A 23645-nucleotide genomic window follows, 5' to 3' on the forward strand; every position below is an offset into this window, starting at 1 on the left:
GCCGCAGAAGATCCGGAGGTTGCCGGCCAGCGGCCGGCACTACCAGTTAATTGGGCGAGACCAGCTTCAGGCCGATCACGCCGGCCACGATCAGGCCCACGCAGGCCAGGCGTGCGGGCGATGCGCTGTCGTTGAACAGGTAGATGCCCAGCACCGCCACGCCCATGGCGCCGATACCGGTCCAGATCGCGTAGGCGGTACCGACCGGGATGCTCTTCATCGCCTGGCTCATCAGGTACAGGCTGATCAGCGCGGACACGACCGTGGCAGCGGTGGGAAGGGGTTTGCTGAAGCCTTCGGAGTACTTCATTCCGAGGGCGAAACCGATCTCGAACAGGCCGGCCAGCAGCAGGTAGATCCAGGGCATGGGTGGGGGCTCCTTACCTTTTTTGAGAAAAACGAAACGGCCCGGTGTTTTCACACCGGGCCGTGGGTCGGTACATCACCGTGGAACTGTAACGCGTGCGGGGCACTGGTTCCACGGGGCGGGTCGTCCCGCCTGGGCGGCGATGCCTGCGGGCATCGCACATGGGGCTTACTCGGACAGGTTCCGGCCGTGGAACAGCTCTTCGATCTCGCGCTTGAGCAGCGCTTCGATCTTCATGCGTTCCTTGAACGACAGGTTCTTGGCCTTTTCCTCGAACAGGTACTGGTCCAGGTCGAAGTCCTTCAGGTGCATCTTCGTGTGGAAGATGTTTTCCTGATAGACGTTGACGTCGAACATCTCGTAACGCGACTTGATGTTCTTGGCCAGGAAGTTCTGGATCGAGTTGATCTTGTGATCGATGTAGTGCTTCTTGCCCTTCACATCGCGGGTGAAGCCACGGACGCGGTAGTCCATGATCACGATGTCCGACTCGAGGCTTTCGATCAGGTAGTTCAACGCCTTCAACGGCGAAATGACGCCGCAGGTGGCCACGTCGATGTCGGCGCGGAAGGTGGCGATACCTTCCTGCGGGTGCGTTTCCGGATAGGTGTGCACGGTGATGTGCGACTTGTCCATGTGCGCGACCACGGCGTCGGAGATCAGCTCCTTGCCGGCCTGCTTCTTGTCGATCACCGGTTCTTCGGAGATCAGGATGGTCACCGAGGCACCCTGCGGATCGTAGTCCTGGCGGGCCACGTTCAGGATGTTGGCGCCGATGATCTCGGCGACATCGGTCAAGATTTGAGTCAGCCTGTCGGCGTTGTACTCTTCATCGATGTATTCAATGTAACGCTGACGCTCCTCTTCGGTGCGCGCGTAACACACGTCATAGATGTTGAAGCTCAGCGCCTTGGTGAGGTTGTTGAAACCCTGCAGCCTCAGGCGAGGCAACGGCTTGACCACGGCGGTCGATTCCTGTGTAAGAAGGGAAAGGGGGAATTATGGGGCAAACTGTCCCCGGGGGGAACGTGAAGAGCGCTCACATCTGGCACACTGTTTGCCCTTAACAATTGCGCTGGTTAAGCTCCGCTATCGACCCCGTGAATCCGTTCATGCGCAGAGGGAGCGCTCCTATCGTGTCAACCGTGCGCCTAGCTAGCAGTCCACTGGCCCTGGATATCGCCACAATCGATCGTTTCCTGGCGCACAGCCACAGGCGGCGATACCCCACCCGTACCGACGTCTTCCGACCCGGTGACCCGGCGGGAACCCTGTATTACGTCATCAGCGGCTCGGTTTCGATCATGGCCGAGGAAGATGACGATCGCGAGCTGGTGCTGGGCTACTTCGGTGCCGGCGAGTTCGTCGGCGAGATGGGCCTGTTCGTTGAATCGGACCGCCGCGAGGTGATCCTGAGGACCCGTACCGCCTGCGAGCTGGCCGAAATCAGCTACGAGCGCCTGCACCAGCTGTTCCTCGGCCCGCTGTCGGCCGATGCCCCGCGCCTGCTGTACGCGCTGGGCCAGCAGATCTCCAAGCGCCTGCTCGACACCAGCCGCAAGGCCAGCCGCCTGGCATTCCTGGACGTTACCGACCGGATCGTGCGCACCCTGCACGACCTGGCGCAGGAGCCGGAGGCGATGAGCCATCCGCAGGGCAGCCAGCTGCGCGTCTCGCGCCAGGAACTGGCCCGCCTGGTCGGCTGCTCGCGCGAAATGGCCGGCCGCGTGCTGAAGAAGCTGCAGACCGATGGCCTGTTGCACGCCCGCGGCAAGACCGTGGTGCTGTACGGCACCCGTTGATCGTTGAGCACCCGGTGGGTGCGGACCTTGGTCCGCACTCTTTCACGCGCTAGGCTCGGTGCATGGAACTGAGCAGCGCATTCTGGTGGTTCATCCTCATTGGCCTGGGCGCCCAGCTGGTGGACGGCGCGCTGGGCATGGCGTTCGGCCTGGTGTCGTCGTCGGTGATGCTGGCCATGGGCATTCCGCCCGCGCAGGCCAGTGCAGCCATCCACACCGCCGAGGTGTTCACTACTGGCGCCTCCGGCGTGTCGCATCTGGTCGCCGGCAATGTCGATAAGCGCCTGTTCCTGCGCCTAGCGCTGCCCGGCGCCGTGGGCGGCGCCGTGGGTGCCTACGGCCTGACCCAGCTGCCCGGCGAGGTGATCCGCCCGCTCATCTACCTGTACCTGCTGGTACTGGCCATCATCATCCTGGCACGTGCCGCCGGCCGCCTGATGCCCAAGGGCGAGGTCAAGCGGGTGCCCGTGCTGGGCTTCGTGGCCGGCTTCCTGGATGCCAGCGGCGGGGGCGGCTGGGGGCCGGTGGCCACCTCCACCCTGCTGGCCCGCGGCGGCCAGGCACGCACCACCATCGGCACGGTGAACGCGGCCGAGTTTGTGGTCACTCTGACAGTTTCAGCAACGTTCCTGCTGTCGATGGGGCTGCATCACCTGCAGATCGTGGCCGGCCTGCTGATCGGCGGCATGATGGCCGCGCCGGTGGCCGCACTGCTGGTGAAGCGCCTGAAGGAGCGCTGGGTGCTGGTGGCCGTGGGCGTGCTGGTGCTGGGCATCAGCCTGTTCCAGATCGGGCATGCGCTGACCGGGTATCTGGCGCGCTGAGCGCTCGCTGCACGGGATTCGGTAGTGCCGGCCGCTGGCCGGCAACCCCGCAAGCCCTTCCGCAATCATGAAGTTGCCGGCCAGCGGCCGGCACTACCGGGTCGCAGCCCGGCACTCCGTCATCCCATCCCCGGCGGATTCCGCGCGTTACGCCTTGTCGCCGCCGCGGTCCACACAGCCCCAGTTGAGGATGCGCGTGCCGGCCGGCAGCACGCGGCGGAAGAAGTCCACCCTGCCCGGCTTCGGGTTCACCACCACCGGCGCCTTGGCGGCCAGCAGCAACGGCAGGTCGGCGGTGCTGTCGGAGTAGGCGATATCGATGTCGCCGTAGCCGCGCTCGCGCAGCATGCGCATCTTCTCTTCGTTGTGGCAGTGGCGGGTCGGGCCGACGCCACCCAGCCGTGGGCCGACCTCGGTGCCGATCACCGGTACGTCCTGGTGGGCGACGAAGGCCAGGATCGCGCGTGCCAGCTCTGGTGGCGCGCCCGTGGCAACCACCACGCGGTCACCCTTGGCCCGGTGCGCGGCGAACACCTCCAGCGCCTGTGGCAGCAGCTTGGCGCGCATCTGCGCCTCGTTGCGCAGCACATAGGCGTCGATCACCTTGTTGAAATCGCGCGCACGGTGCAGGCCGAAGCTGCCGATCCACACATAGACCGAAATGCCGGTACGGCGGGTCGGCAGCAGCGCCACCATCGGCCCGGCGATCGGCGTGACCAGCAGCGCCGCCAGCATGCGCAGCGGGTTGCGCTTGATCAGCGAAGCGAACAGGTGAGTACCCGAATCGCCATCGTAGAGGGTGTGGTCGAAATCGAAGACCACCAGCGGCGCATCGTCGCGCGGCGTCGGATAATGCGTTTTCATGCCGCGAAGAATAGCTGACGCAGGCCCTCGCCCGGCTCTTCCACGCGCATGAAGGCTTCGCCCACCAGGAACGAGTGGATGCCGGCATCGCGCATCAGCGCCACGTCCTGCGGACCGAGGATGCCGCTCTCGGTGACCAGCAGGCGATCGCGCGGCACCGCCTTCTGCATGTCCAGCGTAGTCTGCAGCGACACCTCGAAGGTGCGCAGGTTGCGGTTGTTGATGCCGATCATCGGTGCCGGCACCTGCAGCGCACGCTCCAGCTCGTCGATGTCGTGCACTTCCACCAGTACGTCCATGCCCAGCGACATCGCCAGTTCGGACAGCGTGGCCAACTGCGTGTCGTCCAGCGCGGCGACGATCAGCAGGATGCAGTCGGCACCCAGCACGCGCGCCTCGTACACTTGGTAGGCGTCGATCACGAAGTCCTTGCGCAGCACCGGCAGCGTGCAGGCCTCACGGGCCTGCTGCAGGTAGGCATCGGCACCCTGGAAGAAGTCCACATCGGTCAGCACCGACAGGCAGCTGGCGCCGCCGAACTCATAGCTGACGGCGATGTCGGCCGGGCGGAAATCCGGGCGGATCACACCCTTGGAGGGGCTGGCCTTCTTCACCTCGGCGATCACCGCCGGATCGCCGTTGGCCACTGCCGCCTGCAGCGCGCACGAAGCCACGTACCGGCGGGGCGCTGGCCACGGCGGCCTGCAGGTCCTCGAGGGGACGCTGGGCACGGCGCTGGGCCACTTCTTCGGCCTTGCGGGCCAGGATCGTCTGCAGGATGTCGCTCATCGTCTTCGATTCGGTGCGGGGGCGGTGAGGACGGCCATTATCGGCCATCAAGAGGGTCAGGCTGAACCGCGCGCTCAGGCAACCAGCGCGCGGGTGGTCTCTACATACTGCTGCAGGCGCTGGCGGGCGCTGCCGTTGGCGATGGCGGCACGGGCACGGGCCAGGCCATCGCCGATGTCGCTGGCCACGCCGGCCACGTACAGCGCGGCGCCGGCGTTCAGGGCCACGATGTCCAGCGCCGGACCGGGCTGGTTGTCCAGCACCGCGCGCAGCATGGCAATGGACTGCTCCGGGCCATCCACTCGCAGGTTGCGGCTGGCCGACATGGCGATGCCGAAGTCTTCCGGGTGGATCTCGTACTCGCGTACCTTGCCGTCGCGCAGCTCGCCCACCAGGGTACCGGCGCCCAGCGAGATCTCGTCCATGTTGTCGCGGCCCCAGACCACCATGGCGCGCTCGGTGCCCAGCTCGCGCAGCACGCGTGCCTGGATACCCACTAAATCCGGGTGAAACACGCCCATCAGCACCGACGGTGCGCTGGCCGGGTTGGTCAGCGGGCCAAGGATGTTGAAGATGGTACGCACACCCATCTCGCGGCGGACCGGCGCGACGACCTTCATCGACGGGTGATGGATCGGCGCGAACATGAAACCGATGCCGGTCTGTTCGATGGCCGCGGCGACCTGCGCCGGCTGCAGCTCGATGGCCGCACCCAGTGCTTCGACTGCATCGGCGCTGCCGGACTTGGACGACACGCTGCGGTTGCCATGTTTGGCCACGCGCGCACCGGCCGCAGCGGCGACGAACATCGCGCAGGTAGAGATGTTGAAGGTGTGCGAGCCATCGCCGCCGGTGCCGACGATGTCGACCAGGTGGGTGGTATCGGCCACCGGCACCGCCAGCGCGAATTCACGCATGACCGTGGCCGCAGCGGCGATCTCGTCGATGGTTTCCTTCTTCACGCGCAGGCCGGTGAGGATGGCGGCAGTCATCATCGGCGAGACATCGCCGCGCATGATCTGCCGCATCAGGTCGACCATTTCGTCGAAGAAGATTTCGCGGTGCTCGATGGTGCGTTGCAGGGCTTCCTGGGGGGAGAAGCTCATGGGAATGCTCCTGGGATCAGGCGGCCTGACGCTGCAGGAAATTGCGCAGCAGGGCGTGGCCATGTTCGGTGAGGATGGATTCGGGGTGGAACTGAACGCCCTCCACCGGGAACTGGCGGTGGCGCAGGCCCATGATCTCTTCGATCGAGCCGTCGTCGTTCTCGGTCCAGGCGGTCACTTCCAGCACCTCGGGCAGGCTGTGCTTGTCCACCACCAGCGAGTGGTAGCGGGTGGCCTGGTAACGGTCCGGCAGGCCGGCGAACACGCCCTTGCCTTCATGGCGGATGGGCGAGGTCTTGCCGTGCATGATGTTGCCGGCGCGGATGACCGTGCCGCCGTAGACCTGGCCGATGCCCTGGTGGCCCAGGCACACGCCGAGGATCGGCGTGGTCGGGCCCAGGCGCTGGATGAGTTCCAGCGACACGCCCGCTTCGTTGGGCGTGCACGGGCCGGGCGAGATGACGATGCGCTCTGGTTTCTGCGCGGCGATCTCGTCCACGCTCATCGCATCGTTGCGCACCACCTTGACCTCGGCGCCCAGCGTCTGCAGGTACTGCACGAGGTTGTAGGTGAAGCTGTCGTAGTTGTCGATCATCCACAACATGGTCAGGTTCCGTCGCTTATCAGGAAAATGGCGTATACGTTTTCGGTGTAGGTGATGGGGCCGGCTTCGATGGATTCGCGCAGGCGTGAGCCAGTGGTCTCGATCATGTCCATCTGCGCCGCAGGTGACGGCGGCGATGGCGGTGTCACCATGTCGTCGCTTCTGGGCCAGTTGCCCGCCTGCACGCCATAGGCGAAGTTCGGTGCCACATCGGAAATGCTGTACAACCCGCGCAACTTCGTGCCGTAGGCGGTGGCAAGGCCCTGAGCGGATTGGCGCGTCGACGCGGCGGCCTCACCCTTGAGTTCGCGCCGCAGCGCCACTTCGCCCGAGTAGGTCGGGGCCACGCTGCTGACCTGCAGGTTCTCGTTGGCCTTCAGTGCACCCAGTACGTCCTGCATCGCCTTCACGCTGGCGAAGCTGGCACGCAGCTGGCGCGACACGCGGGTGTCGACGAAGACCTGCCGGTTCTGCTCATAGCGGGTTGCCGGGCCGATCCGCAGGTTGTCCGCACCTACGCTGCCTTCCACCGCCTTGTACTGTTTGAACAGCGCCAGCACTCGGGCGACATTGTCCTGCACGCGGCGGCGCGCGGCGTCGGCATCCATGTCGGTCTCTTCGATGTTCAACTGCAGGCCGAACCGGTCCGGCATCACCTCGCGGCGCGCCTCGCCCTTCACCAGCAGGTGCGGCTGCGAGGGAATGGTATTGGCCTGCGCCCACGCAGACGGGGCCATCGTGGCCAGCAGTGACGACCACAGCAATGCGCTCAGCAGCTTCATGCGGTACTCCTTGTCTTGAACGGGAACGGCGGAACGACCACGGCGCAGCGGCCGTGGCGAGGCAGGCTTACAGGCCCTTGGCGGCCTGGGCGACGGCGCGGAACAGCGCGCGGCCCTTGTTCATCGTCTCGTCCCATTCCTTGTCCGGGTCCGAGTCGTAGACGATGCCGGCGCCGGCCTGCACGTACAGGCGGCCATCCTTGATCACCGCGGTGCGGATCGCGATCGCGGTATCGGCATCGCCGTGCCAGCCGATGTAGCCGATGCTGCCGGCGTAGACATTACGCTTGATCGGTTCCAGCTCGCGGATCACTTCCAGCGCGCGGATCTTCGGCGCACCGCTGACCGTGCCGGCCGGGAAGGTGGCACGCAGCACGTCGGCATAGCTCAGGCCCGGCTGCAGCTGCCCGGTCACTTCGCTGACGATGTGCATGACGTGGCTGTAGCGCTCGATCACGAACTGCTCGCCCACCTCCACGGTACCTGCCTTCGAGACGCGGCCGGCATCGTTGCGGCCCAGGTCGATCAGCATCAGGTGCTCGGCGCGCTCCTTCGGATCGGCCAGCAGCTCGGCTTCCAGCGCCAGGTCCTGTTCGACAGTGGCACCGCGCGGCCGGGTGCCAGCGATCGGACGCACCGTCACTTCGCCATCCTGCAAACGCACCAGGATTTCCGGCGAGGAACCGACCACCTGCAGGTCGCCGACATCAAGGAAATACATGTAGGGCGACGGGTTCAGTGCACGCAGCGCACGGTACACATCCACCGGGCGCGCTTTGAACGGCACGCTCAGGCGCTGGCTCAGCACCACCTGGAAGATGTCGCCGGCACGGATGTATTCCTTGCTGCGCTGGACCGCATCGACGAAGCCTTCGCGGGTGAAACCGGAGACGAAATCGGACTCGTCCAGCACATCGCTGTTGAGCGGTGCGGGATAACCAGCACCCGGCGCGCGCAGCTTGGCGGTCAGTGCATCCAGGCGCGCCTGGGCCTGCTCGAAGGCACCCTCGACACGCGGGTCGGCATGCACGATCAGGTACAGCCGGCCCTTGAGGTTGTCGAACACCGCCAGCTCGTTGGAGTCCAGCAGCAGGATGTCCGGCGTGCCCAGCTCGTCGCGGCCGGCCGGCGGAGCCAGGCGCGGTTCGATGTAGCCGATGCACTCGAAACCGAACCAGCCGACCAGGCCGCCGGTGAAGCCCGGCAGGCCTTCAAGCTTGGGCACCGAGTGGGCGCTGCGCAGCGCCTCGACTTCGGCGAACGGGTCGGCCACCTCGCGGGTGTCCACCACCTGGCCGTCTTCGCGCACGGTCAGCGTGTGGCCATGGAAGGCATACACGCGGCGCGCCGGCAGGCCGATGATCGAGTAACGACCAAAGCGCTCGCCGCCTTCGACGGATTCAAACAGGTAGGTATTGGGGCCGTCGGCGAGCTTCAGATAGACCGAAAGCGGCGTGTCCAGGTCGGACAGCACTTCACGGACGACGGGAATATGGGTGTGGCCTTCAGCGGCCTGCAGCTGAAACTGAGCGTGCGAGTTCAAGACGACTTTCCTTCCGGGACACAGCGTTATGGGGGCGGACGACGGCAACGGGCCACCATCGCCACCAACGGCGTGCGGAAGAAAGGGTATGCGGGGTCGTCAGGCTGGACACCCCTTGACTGTATCGCAGCCGGGGCGGGAGGGGAACCCCGTCGCGGCGTCGCGGTTCATTCGGCCATTAGCCCATCCGCCGGGCGTTCTCCTGGGCCTCCAGCCCCTGTTGCTGGGCCAGTCCGGGTGCCGTCGCCTGTTCGCGACCGGTGTTCAGGGCGTCAACCTGCGCCGTGCTCACGACCAGCGGCTGAGCCATGCCGGCCGCCACGTCCACATGTGCATGTCGGCGGTGGGCCGCCTGCAGATCCGGGGTGTCGACCGCGAATGCCCGCGTGCGGTCGTCACTGAGCAGCACATGGGAGATGGCCTGCAACCCTTCGCGCTTGGCCTGCACAGCCAACGCCCCGGCCAGCTGATCGCTCTGCAGGTTCGGGATGCGGCCATGTGCCACATCGAGGCCGTGCACGCCGGTCTGCGCGCCCTTGAACAGATGGAAATCGATGTGCCCCGGATCGTTCAGCGCGGGCATCTTCGCGCCCCCCTCCTGCAGCTGCGCATGCGGCCGTCCAAGCAGCTTGCGCGCGGCCGCCTCCTGGCTCGCGATTGCCGCGTCGAGACTGGGGTTCATCGTCTCGCTCATGCCATGCCGGTCCACCGACTCCCCCATGGTCGCACTGCCGCGCCCGATCACCCACGACGTCTTGGCCAGGTTGACCAGGTTCTGCGGCAGTGCCGGCGTGGGCAGGTGCGTGGCAATGCCCTTGTTGGCCATCGCGCCCAGCCCGACGGTGCCGGCCAGCACGGCCGGCGCCTGCGAGCTCAGCCCGGTGATCTGATGGCTGCTCCAGTTCATGCCCATGTGGAAAGTCGCGCCGTACACGGCATAGCCGTTGCGCAGCCCATTGGCCACGCCATGCACGCCCTGCTGCAGCTGGCCGCCCAGATGATGGCCGCCGGCACGGATGCGGCCGGCATCCGCCGTCGCTTCACGGGTGGCTTCACGGGCCTTGGTTTCGTGTTGATTGCGCGCCGCATCACCGTGCTCACGCATCTGTCTGGCCATGTCGTCAGCACCGAGCGCACCCAGCACGCTGGCCCCGATGTTCCAGCCGTAACTGCCCTTGGCCTGCACGCGGTGGCTGACCGATTCGACCAGACCCTGCAGCTCGCGACCCTTGGCAATGACCGTCGCACCGCCTTCGATGCCCACCCGCATGCTCTTGCCACCGTAGTCGACCACGGTGCCGATCGCATTTCCCTGCAGGGTCGACGCACGCTCGACGGCCACGCCGGACAAGCTCATGCCCCGGCCCGCCAGCGCGCCGACCTGCTCGACATGTTCACCGGCAACCCGTCCGGCACGCATGCCGCGCGCACCTGCGATCAGCACCTCGGCCAGCGGGCCACCGTATTCGGCAAGCTGGCTTGGCGCTTCTCGATGGCGGCGGTCCACCACCTTTCCGTTCACTTCGGTCTTGGCGTCCAGCAACAGTTCCATCCTGCCCGCGGCCACCGGAACATTGCGCAATGCCTCTGCCCCGGATTTCGACGCCAGCTGCTCAACCAGCTGGGCCGTGGCCGTCTGCGCACCCGCCGGCATCATCTCCTGCAGCTTGCAGGTAACCATCTGCTGCACGCCGGGCTGACGCAGCAGCTGGCTGGTCTCGCTGGCCAACAGGCCAAAGCCCTGCCGGTGATGCTCGTTGAGCCGCTTCAATCCATTCTGCACATCGTTGAGCACTTCACCCGACGTCTGGTAGGTGTGCACCGTGTCGCGCGTGTTGAACACCGGCAATCCGTGGGATTTTGCGTAGCGATCGGCGGTGGCCGGATGCAGCCCGGCGGAATTGAAGGTGGTCGCACGTACACCGGTAACCGCCGAAGCGGCAGAGGCCATGCCGCCGCCAAGCGAATGACCGGCGAGTTCAAACTGGGTACCAGAGGTCTTCAAGCGACTCGCCAGTGCCATGGCACGATCGTAGTAGTCGCTCTGCATGCCTACGCCCTGGCGTCCATTGTTGAGGAAATCCTCGCCTCCGGACTCACGCCGCCCGCCTTTCGCCCGGGGATCGATGATTTCGCCCGTTGATCCCTTGAACACCAGCACCGGCTTGGCGTCATCACCGAACACCCTTTTGTCCGGAATGTAGATCTCTGCGCGAAAACCCGAGTCGTTCGGCCGCATCAGCTTCTTCAGGTCGGCCGCTCCCAGGCTGATGCCCGCCGCTTTGAGCGTGTCCGGGTCGGTCACGTCACTGGCTCGCGTCCACCCGACCGGCGGCTCACCTTTGCCCTTTGCCGAGGCATACACATCATCAGCAAGCGAACCCAGCTCGCGGGCGTGATAGGTCTCGCGCAAGCGCGCCGCCTCGGTGGCATGTCCACCTCCCTGCAGTTGCTCGACCAGGTGCTGCTGCGCCTGGACGCTCTTGGCGCGGGCCTGCAACAGGCGTTCCTGCTGCTCGGGATCGTGACCGCTCATGGCAGACTCCATTGCTCATCAGTGAAGACACGGTCATCCAGGACCTGCTGGAATAACCACGGCCAACGCTATCATCCCCCGAACGCGTCCATGTCAAGGGATCACATGCACCGTCACCCTCACAGTTCCTTTACGCCATTTTCCTGCCTGGCGCTGATGCTGCTGATGCTGCTGAGCGCCTGCGCGCGCACGTCTTCACATGGCGCGGAGCGCTATTTCGAGGGCAAGGCACTTGAACTGGCCATCGCCGCCGAACAGGGTGATGCAGCGACGATCACGCGCCTGATCAAGACCGAAGGCGTGAACCCCGACAAGGAGTTCTCGAAGCAGGATGGCATTCCGCTCATCGCGTGGCCGTTGCGCGCACAGAACCTGGAAGGCCTGCGCGCGATGCTCGACAACGGCGCCGACCCGAATGCACGGCGTATTGAAACGCTGGACGGCGAGACGTTCCGCCACAACAACGCCATGGTCTATGCCGCGAAGATGGACGATCCGCGCTACCTGGCCCTGCTGCTGGATCATGGCGGCGACCCGGACACGCGCACCTCCAATACCGAAACGCTGCTGTTCCAGGCTTTCATTTCCGGCAACCTGTGGAAGAACATCCAGCTGCTGGTGGAGCGAGGCGCGCACGTCAACGAATCCAACATCGGCCAGGCCGATACCGTTCTCAGCTGGTACACCGGCCGTGGCGGCTTCGAGCAGGCCTACTGGCTGCTTGAGCATGGTGCGGACCCCACGATTGCATCGCCGTCATCGGCGCAACCGGGCGCGCCCGATCGGATGGCCATGGTCGAAGCCATCTACTGGGAAATCACCACACCGGACCTGCTGCCCTGGCAGAAGAAGTGCCAGCAGTGGCTGATCGATCACGGCATTGCCCGGCCGCCGCTGCCGCAGTACATCCGCGAGAAGCGTGAAGCATTCGGGTTCCCGGCGAAGGAGCAGGACATCCCCCCGTTGTAGGACTTCAGGTCCGGCTCAGCGCGGCTCGGACAACAGGGCACAGCCCACGGGCAGGTGCATCCGCACCCTGCCCGGCACGCACGCGATGCGGAACTGGCGGGCCTGTACCGGTTCGCCGTCCAGGTTGAGCGTCAACGGGCGCTCGGATTCCACCTGCAGCCACGGCAGGCGCGCGCGTTGCCAGCTGTTCCAGTGCGGCCTGGGTGCCCGACTTCAGCATCTGGCCGAGCGTGGCGGTGACTTCACCCTCCAGCTCCGGAAGCACCGTCACGTCCAGCTGCCCATCATCGATCAGTGCCTGCGGGCACAACTGCTGGCCACCACCGGCCTGGCGGCCATTGCCGATGCCGAGCGCGATGAAGTCGCCCTCCCATGCGAAATCCGGACCCGACAGGCGCGCATGGATCGGCTCGATCCGCCCCAGCTTGGCGATGCCGGTGATCACATACGCCAGCCCGCCCAGCATCTTCTTCAAGCCGGCATCGGTCTCCACCGTCACCTGCGTGCCGAAGCCCCCGCTGGCGAGATTGGCGCACCACCAGGGCGTGCCATCGGCGTCCACGCGCAGCAGATCGATGGCGTGCGGCACCGCCTGCGCGATCAAGGCAAAGGCCTCCTTCGGCGCGGTCGGAATGCCGGCCGAGGTGGCGAAATCGTTGGCGGTCCCCATCGGAATCAGCGCAAGCGAGGGCAGCGCATCTGCCGCTTCCTCACGATGCGCCAGCGTCTCGGCCACGGCACTGAGCGTGCCATCACCACCGGCAGCGACGATCACGTCCACGCCATGATCGATCGCCTCGGCCACGTAGCGTTCGGCGTCACCGTCTTCCCAGGTCACCCGCACGTCCAGCTGCACGCCCTGCCCACGCCAATGACCGACCGCGTCGCGCAGCGCGTCATTGCCTGCGGATTTTCCGTTGAGGATCAGGCGCCAGCGCGGGGTGGTCATGCGGTGCTTCCAGGACGGGGGTGGCACAGGCTAGCAATGCGCCGTTTGTCCGCAGTGAATGTCACGCAGGTGTCATTCAGCTGCTGGAGAATGGAAGGCCATAGCAGGGACGACGGATGGAGGCAGGATCAGCCTCCCACGCATGCAGCGAGGCCACGCCAGTGATTGGCGTGGCTTTTTTTTGGTGCGTAGGGAGTGCGAACCAAGGTTCGCACCCACCGGGTTGCGGTTCGCACCCACCCGGTGGGTAGATCCACGCCATGCGTGGATGCACTTCGCCTCAGCCGTTGGCGAAATCGTGCAATGCCTGGCCCTGCAGCCGGTACACGGTCCACTCGTCCTGCGGCGTGGCGCCAGCGGCGGTGTAGAACTCGATGGCCGGGGTATTCCAGTCCAGCACCGACCATTCGAAACGACCGCAACCCTCGGCCACGGCCTGGCGTGCGATGTACTTCAGCAGCGCCTTGCCGGCGCCTGCGCCGCGCTTTTCCTGGCTGACATACAGGTCTTCCAGGTAGATGCCCTTGCGGCCCAACCAGGTGGAGTAGTTGTAGAAATACACGGCGTAACCAATGGGCTCGCCGTCGGCTTCGCAGATCAGCGCGCGGGCCGTGGCATCGGCACCGAACAAGCTCTCGGCGATGCCGATCTCATCGGTCTGCACCGAATGCTCGGCCTTCTCGTAGATGGCCAGTTCGCGGATGAAATGCAGGATCAGGCCGGCATCGGCCACAGTGGCCGGACGGATGTTCAACAGAGCCATGGGCGGAAAAGGGAGACGGAGGGAATCAGGCGAGCTTAATCCCCTCCGTCCCTTTTTTGTCAGCGTGCCGCAGCGACATTCGCGCGCATCTGCGCGATCACGTCCTGGTAACTGGTCTTGGCGTTGAAGATGGCCGAACCGGCAACGAAGGTGTCGGCGCCGGCAGCGGCGATCTCGCCGATGTTGTCGGCCTTCACGCCGCCGTCGATCTCCAGGCGGATGTCCTTGCCGCTGGCATCGATCATCTTGCGCACCACGCGCAGCTTGTCCAGCGCCGAGGGAATGAAGGCCTGGCCGCCGAAGCCCGGGTTGACCGACATCAGCAGCACCAGGTCCAGGTCGTCCAGCACCCAGTCGAGGATGTCCACCGGGGTGGCCGGATTGAGCACGATGCCCGGCTTGCAGCCCAGCGAGCGGATCAGCTGGATGGTGCGGTGCACGTGGCGGCTCGCTTCCGGGTGGAAGCTGATGTAGGTGGCACCGGCTTCGGCGAAGTCCGGGATGATGCGGTCCACCGGCTCGACCATCAGGTGCACGTCGATCGGCGCGGTCACGCCGTGCTTGCGCAGCGCCTGGCAGACCATCGGGCCGATGGTCAGGTTCGGCACGTAGTGGTTGTCCATCACGTCGAAGTGGACCCAGTCCGCGCCGGCGGCGAGGACGTTGTCGACTTCCTCGCCGAGGCGGGCGAAGTTGGCGGACAGGATGGAGGGGGCGATGAGGCAGTTGGACATGGCCGGGCCTTGCAACGGTAGGAAAGAGGGTCAGCGCTTGCGCAGGGTCTTGATGCGGTCGTAGGCGGCATTGATCCGCCGCGACTTCTGCTCGGCCTGCTGCTGCAGCTCGGGGGCGGCGCCGCCGAGCTTGTCGGGGTGGTACTGGGAAATCAGCTTGCGGTAGGCGCGCTCGACCTCGGCATCGGTGGCCTCGGAGGTCAGCCCCAGCTCCCGGTACGGGTTCTCCTTGTTCAGGCGGAACCAGTCCGAATCGAAGGCGTGGCCGATCAACAGGCCGACCACCGCGCCGAACAGCGGATTGGGCCGGAACAGCAGGGCGCCGGCAATGAATCCGAGCAGTTTTCCGTACCAGCGCATGGCGCTCCGGGGTCGACCGACGAAATGGACGCTCATTTTACGTCACAGCGGGCCCGGACGGCTTTACACTAGGCCGCCCGCTGGTCAGCGGGCCCGCCGGGTCCGCTGGGCAGCCGTATCGACAACGCCCCAGGAGTGCCCGTGCCAACCACGCTGTTGCAATCCGATCTCCCCGGCCTGCCCTTGCGCCATCGCGGCAAGGTGCGTGATGTGTTCGATATCCCGCGCGAGCGGCTGCCAGCCGGAACCCCGCCGGGCGAGTACCTGCTGATGGTGGCCACCGATCGCCTGTCGGCGTTCGACGTGGTCCTGCCCGACCCGATCCCGGGCAAGGGCGAGATGCTCTGCCAGGTCTCCAACTTCTGGTTCGCCAAGACCGCGCACCTGATGCCCAACCACCTGACCGGCATCGACGTGGCCAGCGTGCTGCCCGAAGGCGTGGACCCGGCCCTGTACGCCAAGCGCGCGGTGGTCACCCGCAAGCTGAAGCCGGTGCCGGTGGAAGCGATCGCCCGCGGCTACCTGATCGGCAGCGGCTGGAAGGACTACCAGCGCACCGGCAAGGTCAGCGGCATCGACCTGCCCGACGGCCTGCGCCAGGCCGAGCAGCTGCCCGAGCCGATCTTCACCCCCTCGACCAAGGCCGCCGTGGGCGACCATGACGAGAACATCGATTTCGATGCGATGGTGAAGCAGGTCGGTGCCGAGATGGCCGAGCGCGTGCGCGACGCCACCCTGCGCATCTACAAGTTCGCCGCCGACTACGCCCGCGAGCGCGGCATCATCCTGGCCGATACCAAGTTCGAGTTCGGTACCGACGCCGATGGTCGCCTGTACATCATGGACGAGATGCTGACGCCGGATTCCTCGCGTTACTGGCCGGCCGACGAGTACGAAGTGGGCACCAGCCCGCCGAGCTACGACAAGCAGTTCGTGCGCGATTACCTGGAGACGCTGGACTGGGGCAAGACCGCCCCGGGCCCGACCATCCCGGCCGAGATCATCGAGCGCACCCGCGCCAAGTACGCCGAGGCGCTGCAGCGCCTGGCCGGGATCAGCGTCGACTGATGCCCTGCGCCCCCCGCCGGTCTGGCTGGGGGCGTTCTGAATGCGGTACTGCCGGCCGCTGGCCGGCAACCTCGCGAACCTGCAGCCAGGCATGGCCTGGCTCTACTGCCGGTTGCCTGGGGTACTGCCGGCCGCTGGCCGGCAACCTCGCGAACCTGCAGCCAGGCATGGCCTGGCTCTACTGACGGTTGCCTGGGGTACTGCCGGCCGCTGGCCGGCAACCTCGCGAACCTGCAGCCAGGCATGGCCTGGCTCTACTGACGGTTGCCTGGGGTAGTGCCGGCCGCTGGCCGGCAACCTCGCAAGCCTGCAGCCAGGCATGGCCTGGCTCTACTGCCGGTTGCCTGGGGTAGTGCCGGCCGCTGGCCGGCAACCTCGCGAACTCGGCTATGCTCTGGATTGCCGGCCAGCGGCCGGCACTACCGTTGTCCGAGGAAGCATCGCAGCATGCAGACATCCACCGAGCTTGCGCGGCCGATCGACCGCTATTTCGCCAGCTACTCCGACGACCACCGCAATGTGATCAACCAGCGCATCCACGTGGTGGCGGTGCCGGCGATCCTGTGGTCGGTGGTGGCCCTGCTGTGGTGCCTGCCGCCGCTGATCACCTGGTTCCAGTACGGCATCTGGTCGGCGTTCGCGATGTTCAGCGCCTGGTGCTTCTACAACAAGCTGTCGCGCCCGCTGGGCATCGGCATGCTCATCCAGTTCTTCGTGTTCGGCTGCCTGTGCAGGCTGCTGGAGGCCGAGATCGGCCTGCACAACCTGTTCTGGCTGGCGGTGGGCGTATTCGTGGTGGCCTGGATCGCGCAGTTCATCGGTCACAAGTTCGAGGGACGCAAGCCCAGCTTCCTGACCGACCTGACCTACCTGCTGATCGGCCCGGCCTGGGTGATGGCCAAGTTCTACCGCAAGCTCGACTGGCGCTACTGACCTGCCCGTGGCCGACCGCGCCCTCGTTTCCTGAACGGGCAGATTCCGTCACCCGCACTCCACGACGGCCCTGCCAGCCTGCACCGGTGATCCGTTCCCCACCTCCCGCCCGTCGACGGCAGCCCCTGTGCGACAGGGCCTGCGGTCTCCCTGCGTGGGCGTAGGGTGTCCCCCGAGGGCAACCGGGGAGGGACCGCAGCAACGTGATGCTGCGCTGCAGAAAAAATGAATCAGCGGACGTTACATGCAATTGATCGCTGTTCGATGGGTTTCGGCGACATTTCGCAGCCTGTTATCCTCCCTGACCTGCTCGTGAATCATGGATTCCCTGCATGCTCCCCAGCCTGCCCCTGCTGCTGGCCCTGCCGTTCCTGATGGCAGCGGCTGTTGCGGCCTTCCCCCGTAGTTCGCGCTCGACTGCTGCCTGGCTGGCGGCGCTGGCGCCGTTGGGCGGACTGGCCATCCTCGGCTGGCTGACCCCGTCGGTGCTCGATGGCCAGGTGGTCCGCACCCTGGTGCCGTGGCTGCCGCAGATCGGCCTGGACTTCACCCTGCGCCTGGACGGGCTGGCCTGGATGTTCGCCGGGCTGGTGCTCGGCATCGGCGCGCTGGTGGTGCTGTATGCGCGCTACTACCTGAGCCAGCAGGACAACGCCCACCGCTTCTACTGCTACCTGCTGCTGTTCATGGGCGCCATGCTGGGCATGGTGCTGTCGGGCAACCTGCTGTTGCTGATGATCTTCTGGGAAATGACCAGCATCAGCTCGTTCCTGCTGATCGGCTTCTGGTCGCACCGCCAGGACGCCCGCGAAGGCGCACGCATGGCGCTGGTGATCACCGGCGGCGGTGGCCTGGCCCTGCTCGGTGGCGTGCTGCTGATCGGCCGCATCGTCGGCAGCTTCGACCTGGATGTGGTGCTGGCCGCCGGCGAGCAGATCCGCGCCAGCGCGCTGTACCCGTACGCACTGTTCCTGGTGCTGGCCGGCATCTTCACCAAGAGCGCGCAGTTCCCGTTCCACTTCTGGCTGCCGCACGCGATGGCGGCGCCGACCCCGGTCTCTGCCTACCTGCACTCGGCCACCATGGTGAAGGCCGGTGTGTTCCTGCTGGCACGGCTGCACCCGGCACTGGCCGGCAGCGACCTGTTCTTCTACACGGTCAGCGGCATCGGCGCGCTGACCCTGCTGATCGGCGCCTGGAACGCGATCTTCCAGCACGACCTGAAAGGCCTGCTGGCGTACTCGACCATTTCCCATCTGGGCCTGATCACCCTGCTGTTCGGCCTGTCCACGCCGATGGCGGTGGTGGCCGGCGTGTTCCACATCCTCAACCACGCCACCTTCAAGGCCTCGCTGTTCATGGCCGCCGGCATCATCGACCACGAGACCGGCACCCGTGACATGCGCAAGCTGGGCGGGCTGCGCAGACTGATGCCGTTCACCAGCGCGCTGGCGATCATCGCCTCGCTGGCAATGGCCGGCATTCCGTTGCTCAACGGCTTCCTGTCCAAGGAAATGCTGTTCGCCGAGGCGATTACCGCAGGCGGGCCGGGCATCATGCGAACGGCCGTATCGGTCGCGGCGCTGCTGGCCGGTGTGTTCGGCGTGGCCTACAGCCTGCGCTTCGTGCACGACACCTTCTTCGGCCCCGGCCCGCACGACCTCGACCGCGTGCCGCATGAGCCGCCGCGCTGGATGAAGGTGCCGGTGGAGTTGCTGGTGGTGATCTGCATCGCGGTGGGCGTGGCTCCGGCACTGACCGTGGCACCGGTGCTGCATGCCGCCGCGGCGTCGATCCTCGGCCCGGCGATGCCCGAGTACAGCCTGGCGGTATGGCACGGCTTCAACCTGCCGCTGGCGATGAGCGCTATCGGCGTGGTCGGGGGCGTGGTGCTGTACTTCGGGCTGCGCAAGCTGATCAACCTGCACGGCGTAACCAACGTCAGCACCGGTCGCAACGTATTCCATGCGCAGCTGGATGCGGTTTCCGCGCTGGCCATGCGCCTGACCAACGGCATCGCCAATGGCAGCCTGCAGCGCATGCTGCTGGGCCTGGTGCTGGTGGCGATCGTGGTCGCCGCCGCGCCGTTCGTGGCCAACCCGGCCTCGCCGAACTGGACCGCGCCGCAGCCGATCCCGCTGCTGGGCTGGGTGCTGTGGCTGGTGATGATGGCCTGCGCCGTTGCCACCCTCCGTGTCTACAAGCAGCGCCTGCTGGCGGTGCTGCTGGTCGGCGGCGTCGGCCTGATGGTGGCGCTGACCTTCGTGTTCCTGTCCGCACCGGACCTGGCGCTGACCCAGCTGCTGGTGGAGATGGTGACCCTGGTGCTGATGCTGCTGGGCATGAACTACCTGCCCGCGCAGTCCGGGCCGGAGCGGCCGCGCTGGCGCAAGCGCCGCGATGCGGTGATCGCGATCATCGCCGGCGCCGGCCTGGGCGCGCTGGCTTATTCCGCCATGACCCTGCCGCCGAACACCATGGCCGGCGAGCTGCTCGCCCGTGCCCTGCCCGAGGCCTATGGCCAGAACGTGGTCAACGTGATCCTGGTCGACTTCCGCGGCTTCGATACCTTCGGCGAGATCACCGTGTTCGGCATCGCCGCGCTGGTGGTGCACGCGCTGCTGCGGCGCACGCGGATGGCGCCGGAGCAGATCATGCCCGGCCCGCCGATCAAGCTGCCGGTGCCGGCCGACCTGGCGCAGATCATGTTCCCGCTGACGCTTACCGTATCGATCTTCCTGTTCCTGCGCGGCCACAACGCGCCGGGCGGTGGCTTCATCGCCGGCCTGGTGCTGGCGGTGCCGCTGCTGATCCAGTACGTGATCCAGGGCACCGCGTCGGTGGAGTCGCGCTTCGGCTTCGACTACATCCGCTGCATCGGCATGGGCCTGTTGATCGCCCTGCTCAGCGGCAGCGCGTCGATGCTGTTCGGCGTGCCGTTCCTGACCAGCGGCCACCTCGACCTGCACCTGCCGCTGATCGGCGACGTGCCGCTGGCCAGCGCGATCGGCTTCGACATCGGCGTCTATCTGGTGGTGTTCGGTGGCGCCATGCTGATGCTGTCGATGATGGGCACGATCAAGCCGTCGCGTACCCGCACTGCCCGCAAGGGTGAGATCGACCTGCAACGCCGTTCGGCACGCACCGGGGAGATGCACTGATGGAACTGGCCCTGGCTACCGCGATCGGCGTACTGACCGCCATCGGCATCTACCTGCTGCTGCGTGCGCGCAGCTTCGATGTGATCCTCGGCATGACCTTCCTGTCCTACGCCACCAACCTGCTGATCTTCGCCGGTGGCCGCGTGGTGCTGGGCAAGGCACCGGTGCTGCAGGAAGGCGTGGACAGTCACCTCGGCAACTACACCGATCCGCTGCCACAGGCGCTGGTGCTGACCGCGATCGTGATCGCCTTCGCGATGACCGCGGTCAGCATCGTGCTGGCCATGCGCAGCCGCAGCGACAACCACAGCGATCATGTGGACGCCCACGAGCCGGATGACGACCTGCAGGATGAGCGCGTGCTGCCGCGCCAGGGCGAGGACCGCGCATGAATCACCTGGTGATCCTGCCCATCCTGATTCCGCTGCTGGGTGCTGCACTGTCGCTGTTCGTCGAACACCGCCGCTATGGCCCCAAGGTGCAGCGCGCGGTGGCCTGGACTGCGCTGTCGGCGCTGGTGCTGGCGGTGGGCCTGCTGTTTGCCGCCACCGCCAGTGGTGAGATCAACGTCTACCTGCTCGGCGACTGGCCGTCGCGGCTGGGCATCGCGCTGGTCGCCGACCGGCTGTCGGCGTGGATGCTGCTGACCACCCTGCTGCTGGCCATTCCCTGCCTGCTGCATGCCTGCTCGGGCTGGGACCGTCGCGCACCGCACTTCCATGCACTGTTCCAGTTCCAGCTGGTCGGCCTGAATGGCGCATTCCTGACCGGCGACATCTTCAACCTGTTCGTGTTCTTCGAGGTGATGCTGATCGCCTCCTACGGCCTGCTGCTCAGTGGCGGCCGCGGCCTGCGCATGCGCATCGGCCTGCACTACGTAGTGTTCAACGTCACCGCCTCGACCCTGTTCCTGATCGCACTGGGCCTGCTGTACGCCTCGCTGGGCTCGCTGAACATGGCCGAGCTGTCGCAGCGCATTGCCGAGGTGCCGCCGGCGCAGCTGACCCTGGTAAAGGCCACGATGGGCCTGTTACTGCTGGTGTTCTGCGCCAAGGCTGCACTGATGCCGCTGTACCTGTGGCTGCCGGAAGCCTATTCGCGCGCACCGGCCGCCGTGGCCGCCCTGTTCGCGATCATGACCAAGGTCGGCCTGTACTCGGTGCTGCGCATCCAGATGCTGTGGTTCGGCGACGATGCCGGTGCGATGGCCGGCTATGGCCGCGACTGGCTGCTGTGGGCCGGCGTGGCAACGCTGGTGCTGGGCGGCCTCGGTGCGCTGGCCGCGACCCGCCTGCGCGTGCTGATCTCGTACCTGGTGATCGTCTCGGCAGCCACGCTGTTCATCGCCTTCTCGGTAGGCACGCCGCAGGTGCTGTCGGCCGGCCTGTACTACCTGCCACACAGCAGCTTCGTCGCCGCCGCACTGTTCCTGATTGCCGACCTGATCCGCCGCCGCCGCGGTGGCGCCAGCGACCGCAAGGAAGTGGTCGCGCCGATGCCGGGCAAGGAAACGCCGGCGGTGCTGTTCCTGATCGGCGCGGTGTCGGTGGCTGGCCTGCCGCCGCTGTCCGGCTTCCTGGCCAAGGCCGCGCTGCTGGCCGGCATGCCGGCGCAGTACACCGGCCCGGTCTGGACTGCCGTTCTTGTCAGCAGCCTGCTGGTGATCATGGGCCTGACCCGCGGTGGCATCCGCCTGTTCTGGCGCGTGCCGCCGGTCGAGGCCGATGCACCGAAGCCGCGCAAGGCACGCCTGCGCCGGGTCGAGCTGTACGCGGCCTGCATCCTGCTGGCCTACGGCATCGGCATGACCCTGGCCGCTGCACCGCTGATGCGCTACACCGACGCCACCGCCGCACAGCTGCTGCACCCCAGCGAGTACGTGCAGCAGTTGCGCGCGACCACGCCGGAGATCCGCCAGCCATGACCGCCCAGCGTTCCCTGTTCCGCCGCATCATTCCCTCGCCGATGCTCAGCATCATGGTGGTGGCGTTCTGGCTGCTGATGTCCGACAGCTTCACCCTCGGCCAGTTCGTGCTGGGGCTGGTGCTGGGCGTGGTGGTGCCGCTGTTCGCCGCGCGCCTGGACCGCGAGTTCGCCCGCATCGGTACCCTGCGGCCACTGCCCAGGCTGCTGTGCGTGACCCTGTGGGACATCCTGATGTCCAACATCCGCGTTGCCGTGCAGGTGCTGGGCCCGGAGAAGAACATCCATCCGGGCTTCATCTGGCTGCCGCTGGACATCGCCAACATCCACGGCATCGCCGCGCTGACCAGCATGATCACGCTGACCCCGGGCACGGTCTCGGCCGCGCTCAGTGACGACCGCAAGTTCCTGCTGGTGCACGTGCTGCACCTGGAGGACCCACAGGACCTGATCGATACGATCAAGCGCCGTTACGAGGCGCCGTTGATGGAGATCTTCCCATGACCGGTTTTGAAGTCATCCAGACCACCCTGGTGGTGTGCATGCACGTGGTCGGCCTGGCCATGCTGCTGGCCACCTGGCGCCTGCTGCGCGGGCCGACCGTGCCCGACCGCATCCTTGCGCTGGACACCCTGTCGGTGACCGCGATCGCCGAGCTGATGCTGTTCGGCATGTACCTCAATTCGCCGATCTACTTCGAGGCGGCGCTGATCATCGCCATGCTCGGCTTCGGCAGCACCGTGGTGCTGAGCAAGTTCGTGCTGCGCCGGGACATCGTCGAATGATCACCGCGATCCAGATCGGCCTGTCGATCCTGCTGCTGTTCGGCTGCTTCTTCATCCTGGTCGGCGCACTGGGCCTGGTGAAGCTGTCGACCTTCTTCAAGCGCCTGCACGCACCGACCAAGGCCAGCACGCTGGGCGTGGGCTGCGTGCTGGTGTGCTCGGTGTGCTACCACATCTTCCTCGGCCAGGACCCGCAGCCGCGCGAGCTGCTGATCACCGTGTTCCTGTTCATCACCGCACCGATCAGCGCGCACATGATGGCCAAGGCCGCGCTGTCGCTGCTGATGGAAACCCGCCCCAGCCTGCCGGGCAACGAACCGGCTGCTGAAGAGCAGCTGCCGCCGCCGGAACCGGTGCGGGAAGAAGAAACCACGCAGAACCGGTGAATCCGGTAGAGGCCGACCTTGGTCGGCGCTTTGTTGCTGCGAGTGCCAACCAAGGTTGGCAGCTACCGGGTGATTGGTGGTGGGTGCCGACCGTTGGTCGGCACGGAACCAACCGCATCCACGCGTGGCGTGGATCTACCGACCACAATGCCCGGTAGAGGCCGACCTTGGTCGGCGCTTTGTTCCCCGAGTGCCAACCAAGGTTGGCACCCACCGGGTGACCGGTGGTGGGTGCCGACCGATGGTCGGCACAGAACCAACCGCATCCACGCATGGCGTGGATCTACCGACCGCAATGCCCGGTAGAGGCCGACCTTGGTCGGCGCTTTGTTCCCCGAGTGCCAACCAAGGTTGGCACCCACCGGGTGACCGGTGGTGGGTGCCGACCGATGGTCGG

At 66.3% G+C, this 23645-nt stretch carries 22 protein-coding genes and 2 pseudogenes; 11 read left to right on the forward strand and 13 right to left on the reverse strand.

Annotated features, from left to right (window positions below; translation table 11 throughout):
• Positions 1 to 46: 46 nt before the first annotated feature.
• Both ACZK2V_RS21335 and speD read right to left on the reverse strand, forming a co-directional pair.
• On the reverse strand, positions 47 to 367 hold the full coding sequence (locus ACZK2V_RS21335) for a DMT family transporter (protein ID WP_005411314.1): 321 nt from the start codon (positions 365 to 367) through the stop codon (positions 47 to 49).
• Positions 368 to 535: 168 nt separating this feature from the next.
• Positions 536 to 1330 (reverse strand): adenosylmethionine decarboxylase, encoded by a 795-nt coding sequence (gene speD / locus ACZK2V_RS21340; RefSeq protein ID WP_006473908.1) that lies wholly within the window; start codon positions 1328 to 1330, stop codon positions 536 to 538.
• A gap of 149 nt (positions 1331 to 1479) precedes the next feature.
• Here speD and crp point away from each other — a divergent pair, with 149 nt between their 5' ends.
• Positions 1480 to 2169, forward strand: coding sequence for a cAMP-activated global transcriptional regulator CRP (gene crp / locus ACZK2V_RS21345; protein ID WP_010482649.1), 690 nt, complete (start codon positions 1480 to 1482; stop codon positions 2167 to 2169).
• A gap of 62 nt (positions 2170 to 2231) precedes the next feature.
• Positions 2232 to 2993: a sulfite exporter TauE/SafE family protein gene (locus ACZK2V_RS21350; RefSeq protein WP_014038735.1), complete on the forward strand. Its 762-nt coding sequence runs from the start codon at positions 2232 to 2234 to the stop codon at positions 2991 to 2993.
• Positions 2994 to 3140: 147 nt separating this feature from the next.
• On the opposite strand, the gene ACZK2V_RS21355 is transcribed toward ACZK2V_RS21350, so the two are convergent.
• The 7 genes and pseudogenes from ACZK2V_RS21355 to ACZK2V_RS21385 form a co-directional block, all read right to left on the reverse strand.
• Positions 3141 to 3857, reverse strand: a complete 717-nt coding sequence (locus tag ACZK2V_RS21355; protein ID WP_032127168.1) for a haloacid dehalogenase-like hydrolase — start codon at positions 3855 to 3857, stop codon at positions 3141 to 3143.
• Positions 3854 to 4646, reverse strand: a pseudogene (trpC, locus tag ACZK2V_RS21360) (indole-3-glycerol phosphate synthase TrpC). The gene ACZK2V_RS21355 and the pseudogene trpC overlap by 4 nt, the downstream one beginning before the upstream one ends.
• Positions 4647 to 4720: 74 nt before the next feature.
• Positions 4721 to 5752 (reverse strand): anthranilate phosphoribosyltransferase, encoded by a 1032-nt coding sequence (gene trpD / locus ACZK2V_RS21365; protein WP_049401667.1) that lies wholly within the window; start codon positions 5750 to 5752, stop codon positions 4721 to 4723.
• Positions 5753 to 5768: 16 nt separating this feature from the next.
• Entirely contained in the window at positions 5769 to 6356 is a 588-nt protein-coding gene (locus ACZK2V_RS21370; RefSeq protein WP_486322775.1) for an anthranilate synthase component II, read from the reverse strand.
• A 2-nt stretch (positions 6357 to 6358) separates the two neighbouring features.
• Entirely contained in the window at positions 6359 to 7138 is a 780-nt protein-coding gene (locus ACZK2V_RS21375; protein ID WP_486322776.1) for an SIMPL domain-containing protein, read from the reverse strand.
• A 67-nt stretch (positions 7139 to 7205) separates the two neighbouring features.
• Positions 7206 to 8681: an anthranilate synthase component I gene (gene trpE, locus ACZK2V_RS21380; protein ID WP_049424043.1), complete on the reverse strand. Its 1476-nt coding sequence runs from the start codon at positions 8679 to 8681 to the stop codon at positions 7206 to 7208.
• A 178-nt stretch (positions 8682 to 8859) separates the two neighbouring features.
• On the reverse strand, positions 8860 to 11217 hold the full coding sequence (locus ACZK2V_RS21385) for a Tle-like phospholipase domain-containing protein (protein ID WP_486322777.1): 2358 nt from the start codon (positions 11215 to 11217) through the stop codon (positions 8860 to 8862).
• Here ACZK2V_RS21385 and ACZK2V_RS21390 point away from each other — a divergent pair.
• On the forward strand, positions 11143 to 12186 hold the full coding sequence (locus ACZK2V_RS21390) for an ankyrin repeat domain-containing protein (protein WP_486322778.1): 1044 nt from the start codon (positions 11143 to 11145) through the stop codon (positions 12184 to 12186). The two genes, ACZK2V_RS21385 and ACZK2V_RS21390, sit on opposite strands and share 75 nt — an antisense overlap.
• 15 nt (positions 12187 to 12201) lie before the next feature.
• Here the strand turns inward: ACZK2V_RS21390 and yegS are convergent.
• The 4 genes and pseudogenes from yegS to ACZK2V_RS21410 form a co-directional block, all read right to left on the reverse strand.
• Positions 12202 to 13135 (reverse strand): annotated as a pseudogene (gene yegS, locus ACZK2V_RS21395) (lipid kinase YegS).
• Positions 13136 to 13415: 280 nt separating this feature from the next.
• Positions 13416 to 13898 (reverse strand): GNAT family N-acetyltransferase, encoded by a 483-nt coding sequence (locus ACZK2V_RS21400; protein WP_032127161.1) that lies wholly within the window; start codon positions 13896 to 13898, stop codon positions 13416 to 13418.
• 59 nt (positions 13899 to 13957) lie between these two features.
• Positions 13958 to 14632, reverse strand: coding sequence for a ribulose-phosphate 3-epimerase (gene rpe / locus ACZK2V_RS21405; protein WP_032127160.1), 675 nt, complete (start codon positions 14630 to 14632; stop codon positions 13958 to 13960).
• Between the two features lie 30 nt (positions 14633 to 14662).
• Positions 14663 to 14992 (reverse strand): J domain-containing protein, encoded by a 330-nt coding sequence (locus ACZK2V_RS21410; protein ID WP_005411327.1) that lies wholly within the window; start codon positions 14990 to 14992, stop codon positions 14663 to 14665.
• A gap of 141 nt (positions 14993 to 15133) precedes the next feature.
• Here ACZK2V_RS21410 and ACZK2V_RS21415 point away from each other — a divergent pair, with 141 nt between their 5' ends.
• The 8 genes from ACZK2V_RS21415 to ACZK2V_RS21450 all read left to right on the forward strand — a co-directional run bounded on the left by ACZK2V_RS21415 (position 15134) and on the right by ACZK2V_RS21450 (position 23248).
• Positions 15134 to 16060 (forward strand): phosphoribosylaminoimidazolesuccinocarboxamide synthase, encoded by a 927-nt coding sequence (locus ACZK2V_RS21415; RefSeq protein WP_162622101.1) that lies wholly within the window; start codon positions 15134 to 15136, stop codon positions 16058 to 16060.
• A 447-nt stretch (positions 16061 to 16507) separates the two neighbouring features.
• Positions 16508 to 16993 carry an Mpo1 family 2-hydroxy fatty acid dioxygenase gene (locus tag ACZK2V_RS21420; RefSeq protein ID WP_005411329.1) on the forward strand — a complete coding sequence of 162 codons (486 nt, stop codon included), beginning with the start codon at positions 16508 to 16510 and terminating at the stop codon, positions 16991 to 16993.
• A 332-nt stretch (positions 16994 to 17325) separates the two neighbouring features.
• Positions 17326 to 20154, forward strand: coding sequence for a monovalent cation/H+ antiporter subunit A (locus tag ACZK2V_RS21425; protein ID WP_486322779.1), 2829 nt, complete (start codon positions 17326 to 17328; stop codon positions 20152 to 20154).
• Entirely contained in the window at positions 20154 to 20546 is a 393-nt protein-coding gene (locus ACZK2V_RS21430; protein WP_071227670.1) for a Na+/H+ antiporter subunit C, read from the forward strand. The genes ACZK2V_RS21425 and ACZK2V_RS21430 overlap by 1 nt, the downstream gene beginning before the upstream one ends.
• Entirely contained in the window at positions 20543 to 22078 is a 1536-nt protein-coding gene (locus ACZK2V_RS21435; RefSeq protein WP_486322780.1) for a monovalent cation/H+ antiporter subunit D, read from the forward strand. The genes ACZK2V_RS21430 and ACZK2V_RS21435 overlap by 4 nt, the downstream gene beginning before the upstream one ends.
• Positions 22075 to 22581 carry a Na+/H+ antiporter subunit E gene (locus ACZK2V_RS21440; RefSeq protein WP_071227672.1) on the forward strand — a complete coding sequence of 169 codons (507 nt, stop codon included), beginning with the start codon at positions 22075 to 22077 and terminating at the stop codon, positions 22579 to 22581. Before ACZK2V_RS21435 ends, ACZK2V_RS21440 begins: the two co-directional genes overlap by 4 nt.
• On the forward strand, positions 22578 to 22862 hold the full coding sequence (locus ACZK2V_RS21445) for a K+/H+ antiporter subunit F (protein WP_005411334.1): 285 nt from the start codon (positions 22578 to 22580) through the stop codon (positions 22860 to 22862). Before ACZK2V_RS21440 ends, ACZK2V_RS21445 begins: the two co-directional genes overlap by 4 nt.
• Entirely contained in the window at positions 22859 to 23248 is a 390-nt protein-coding gene (locus tag ACZK2V_RS21450) for a Na+/H+ antiporter subunit G (RefSeq protein ID WP_049401677.1), read from the forward strand. Before ACZK2V_RS21445 ends, ACZK2V_RS21450 begins: the two co-directional genes overlap by 4 nt.
• The last annotated feature ends 397 nt before the right edge of the window (positions 23249 to 23645 follow it).

Source organism: Stenotrophomonas sp. 93052_Sma (assembly GCF_056481145.1).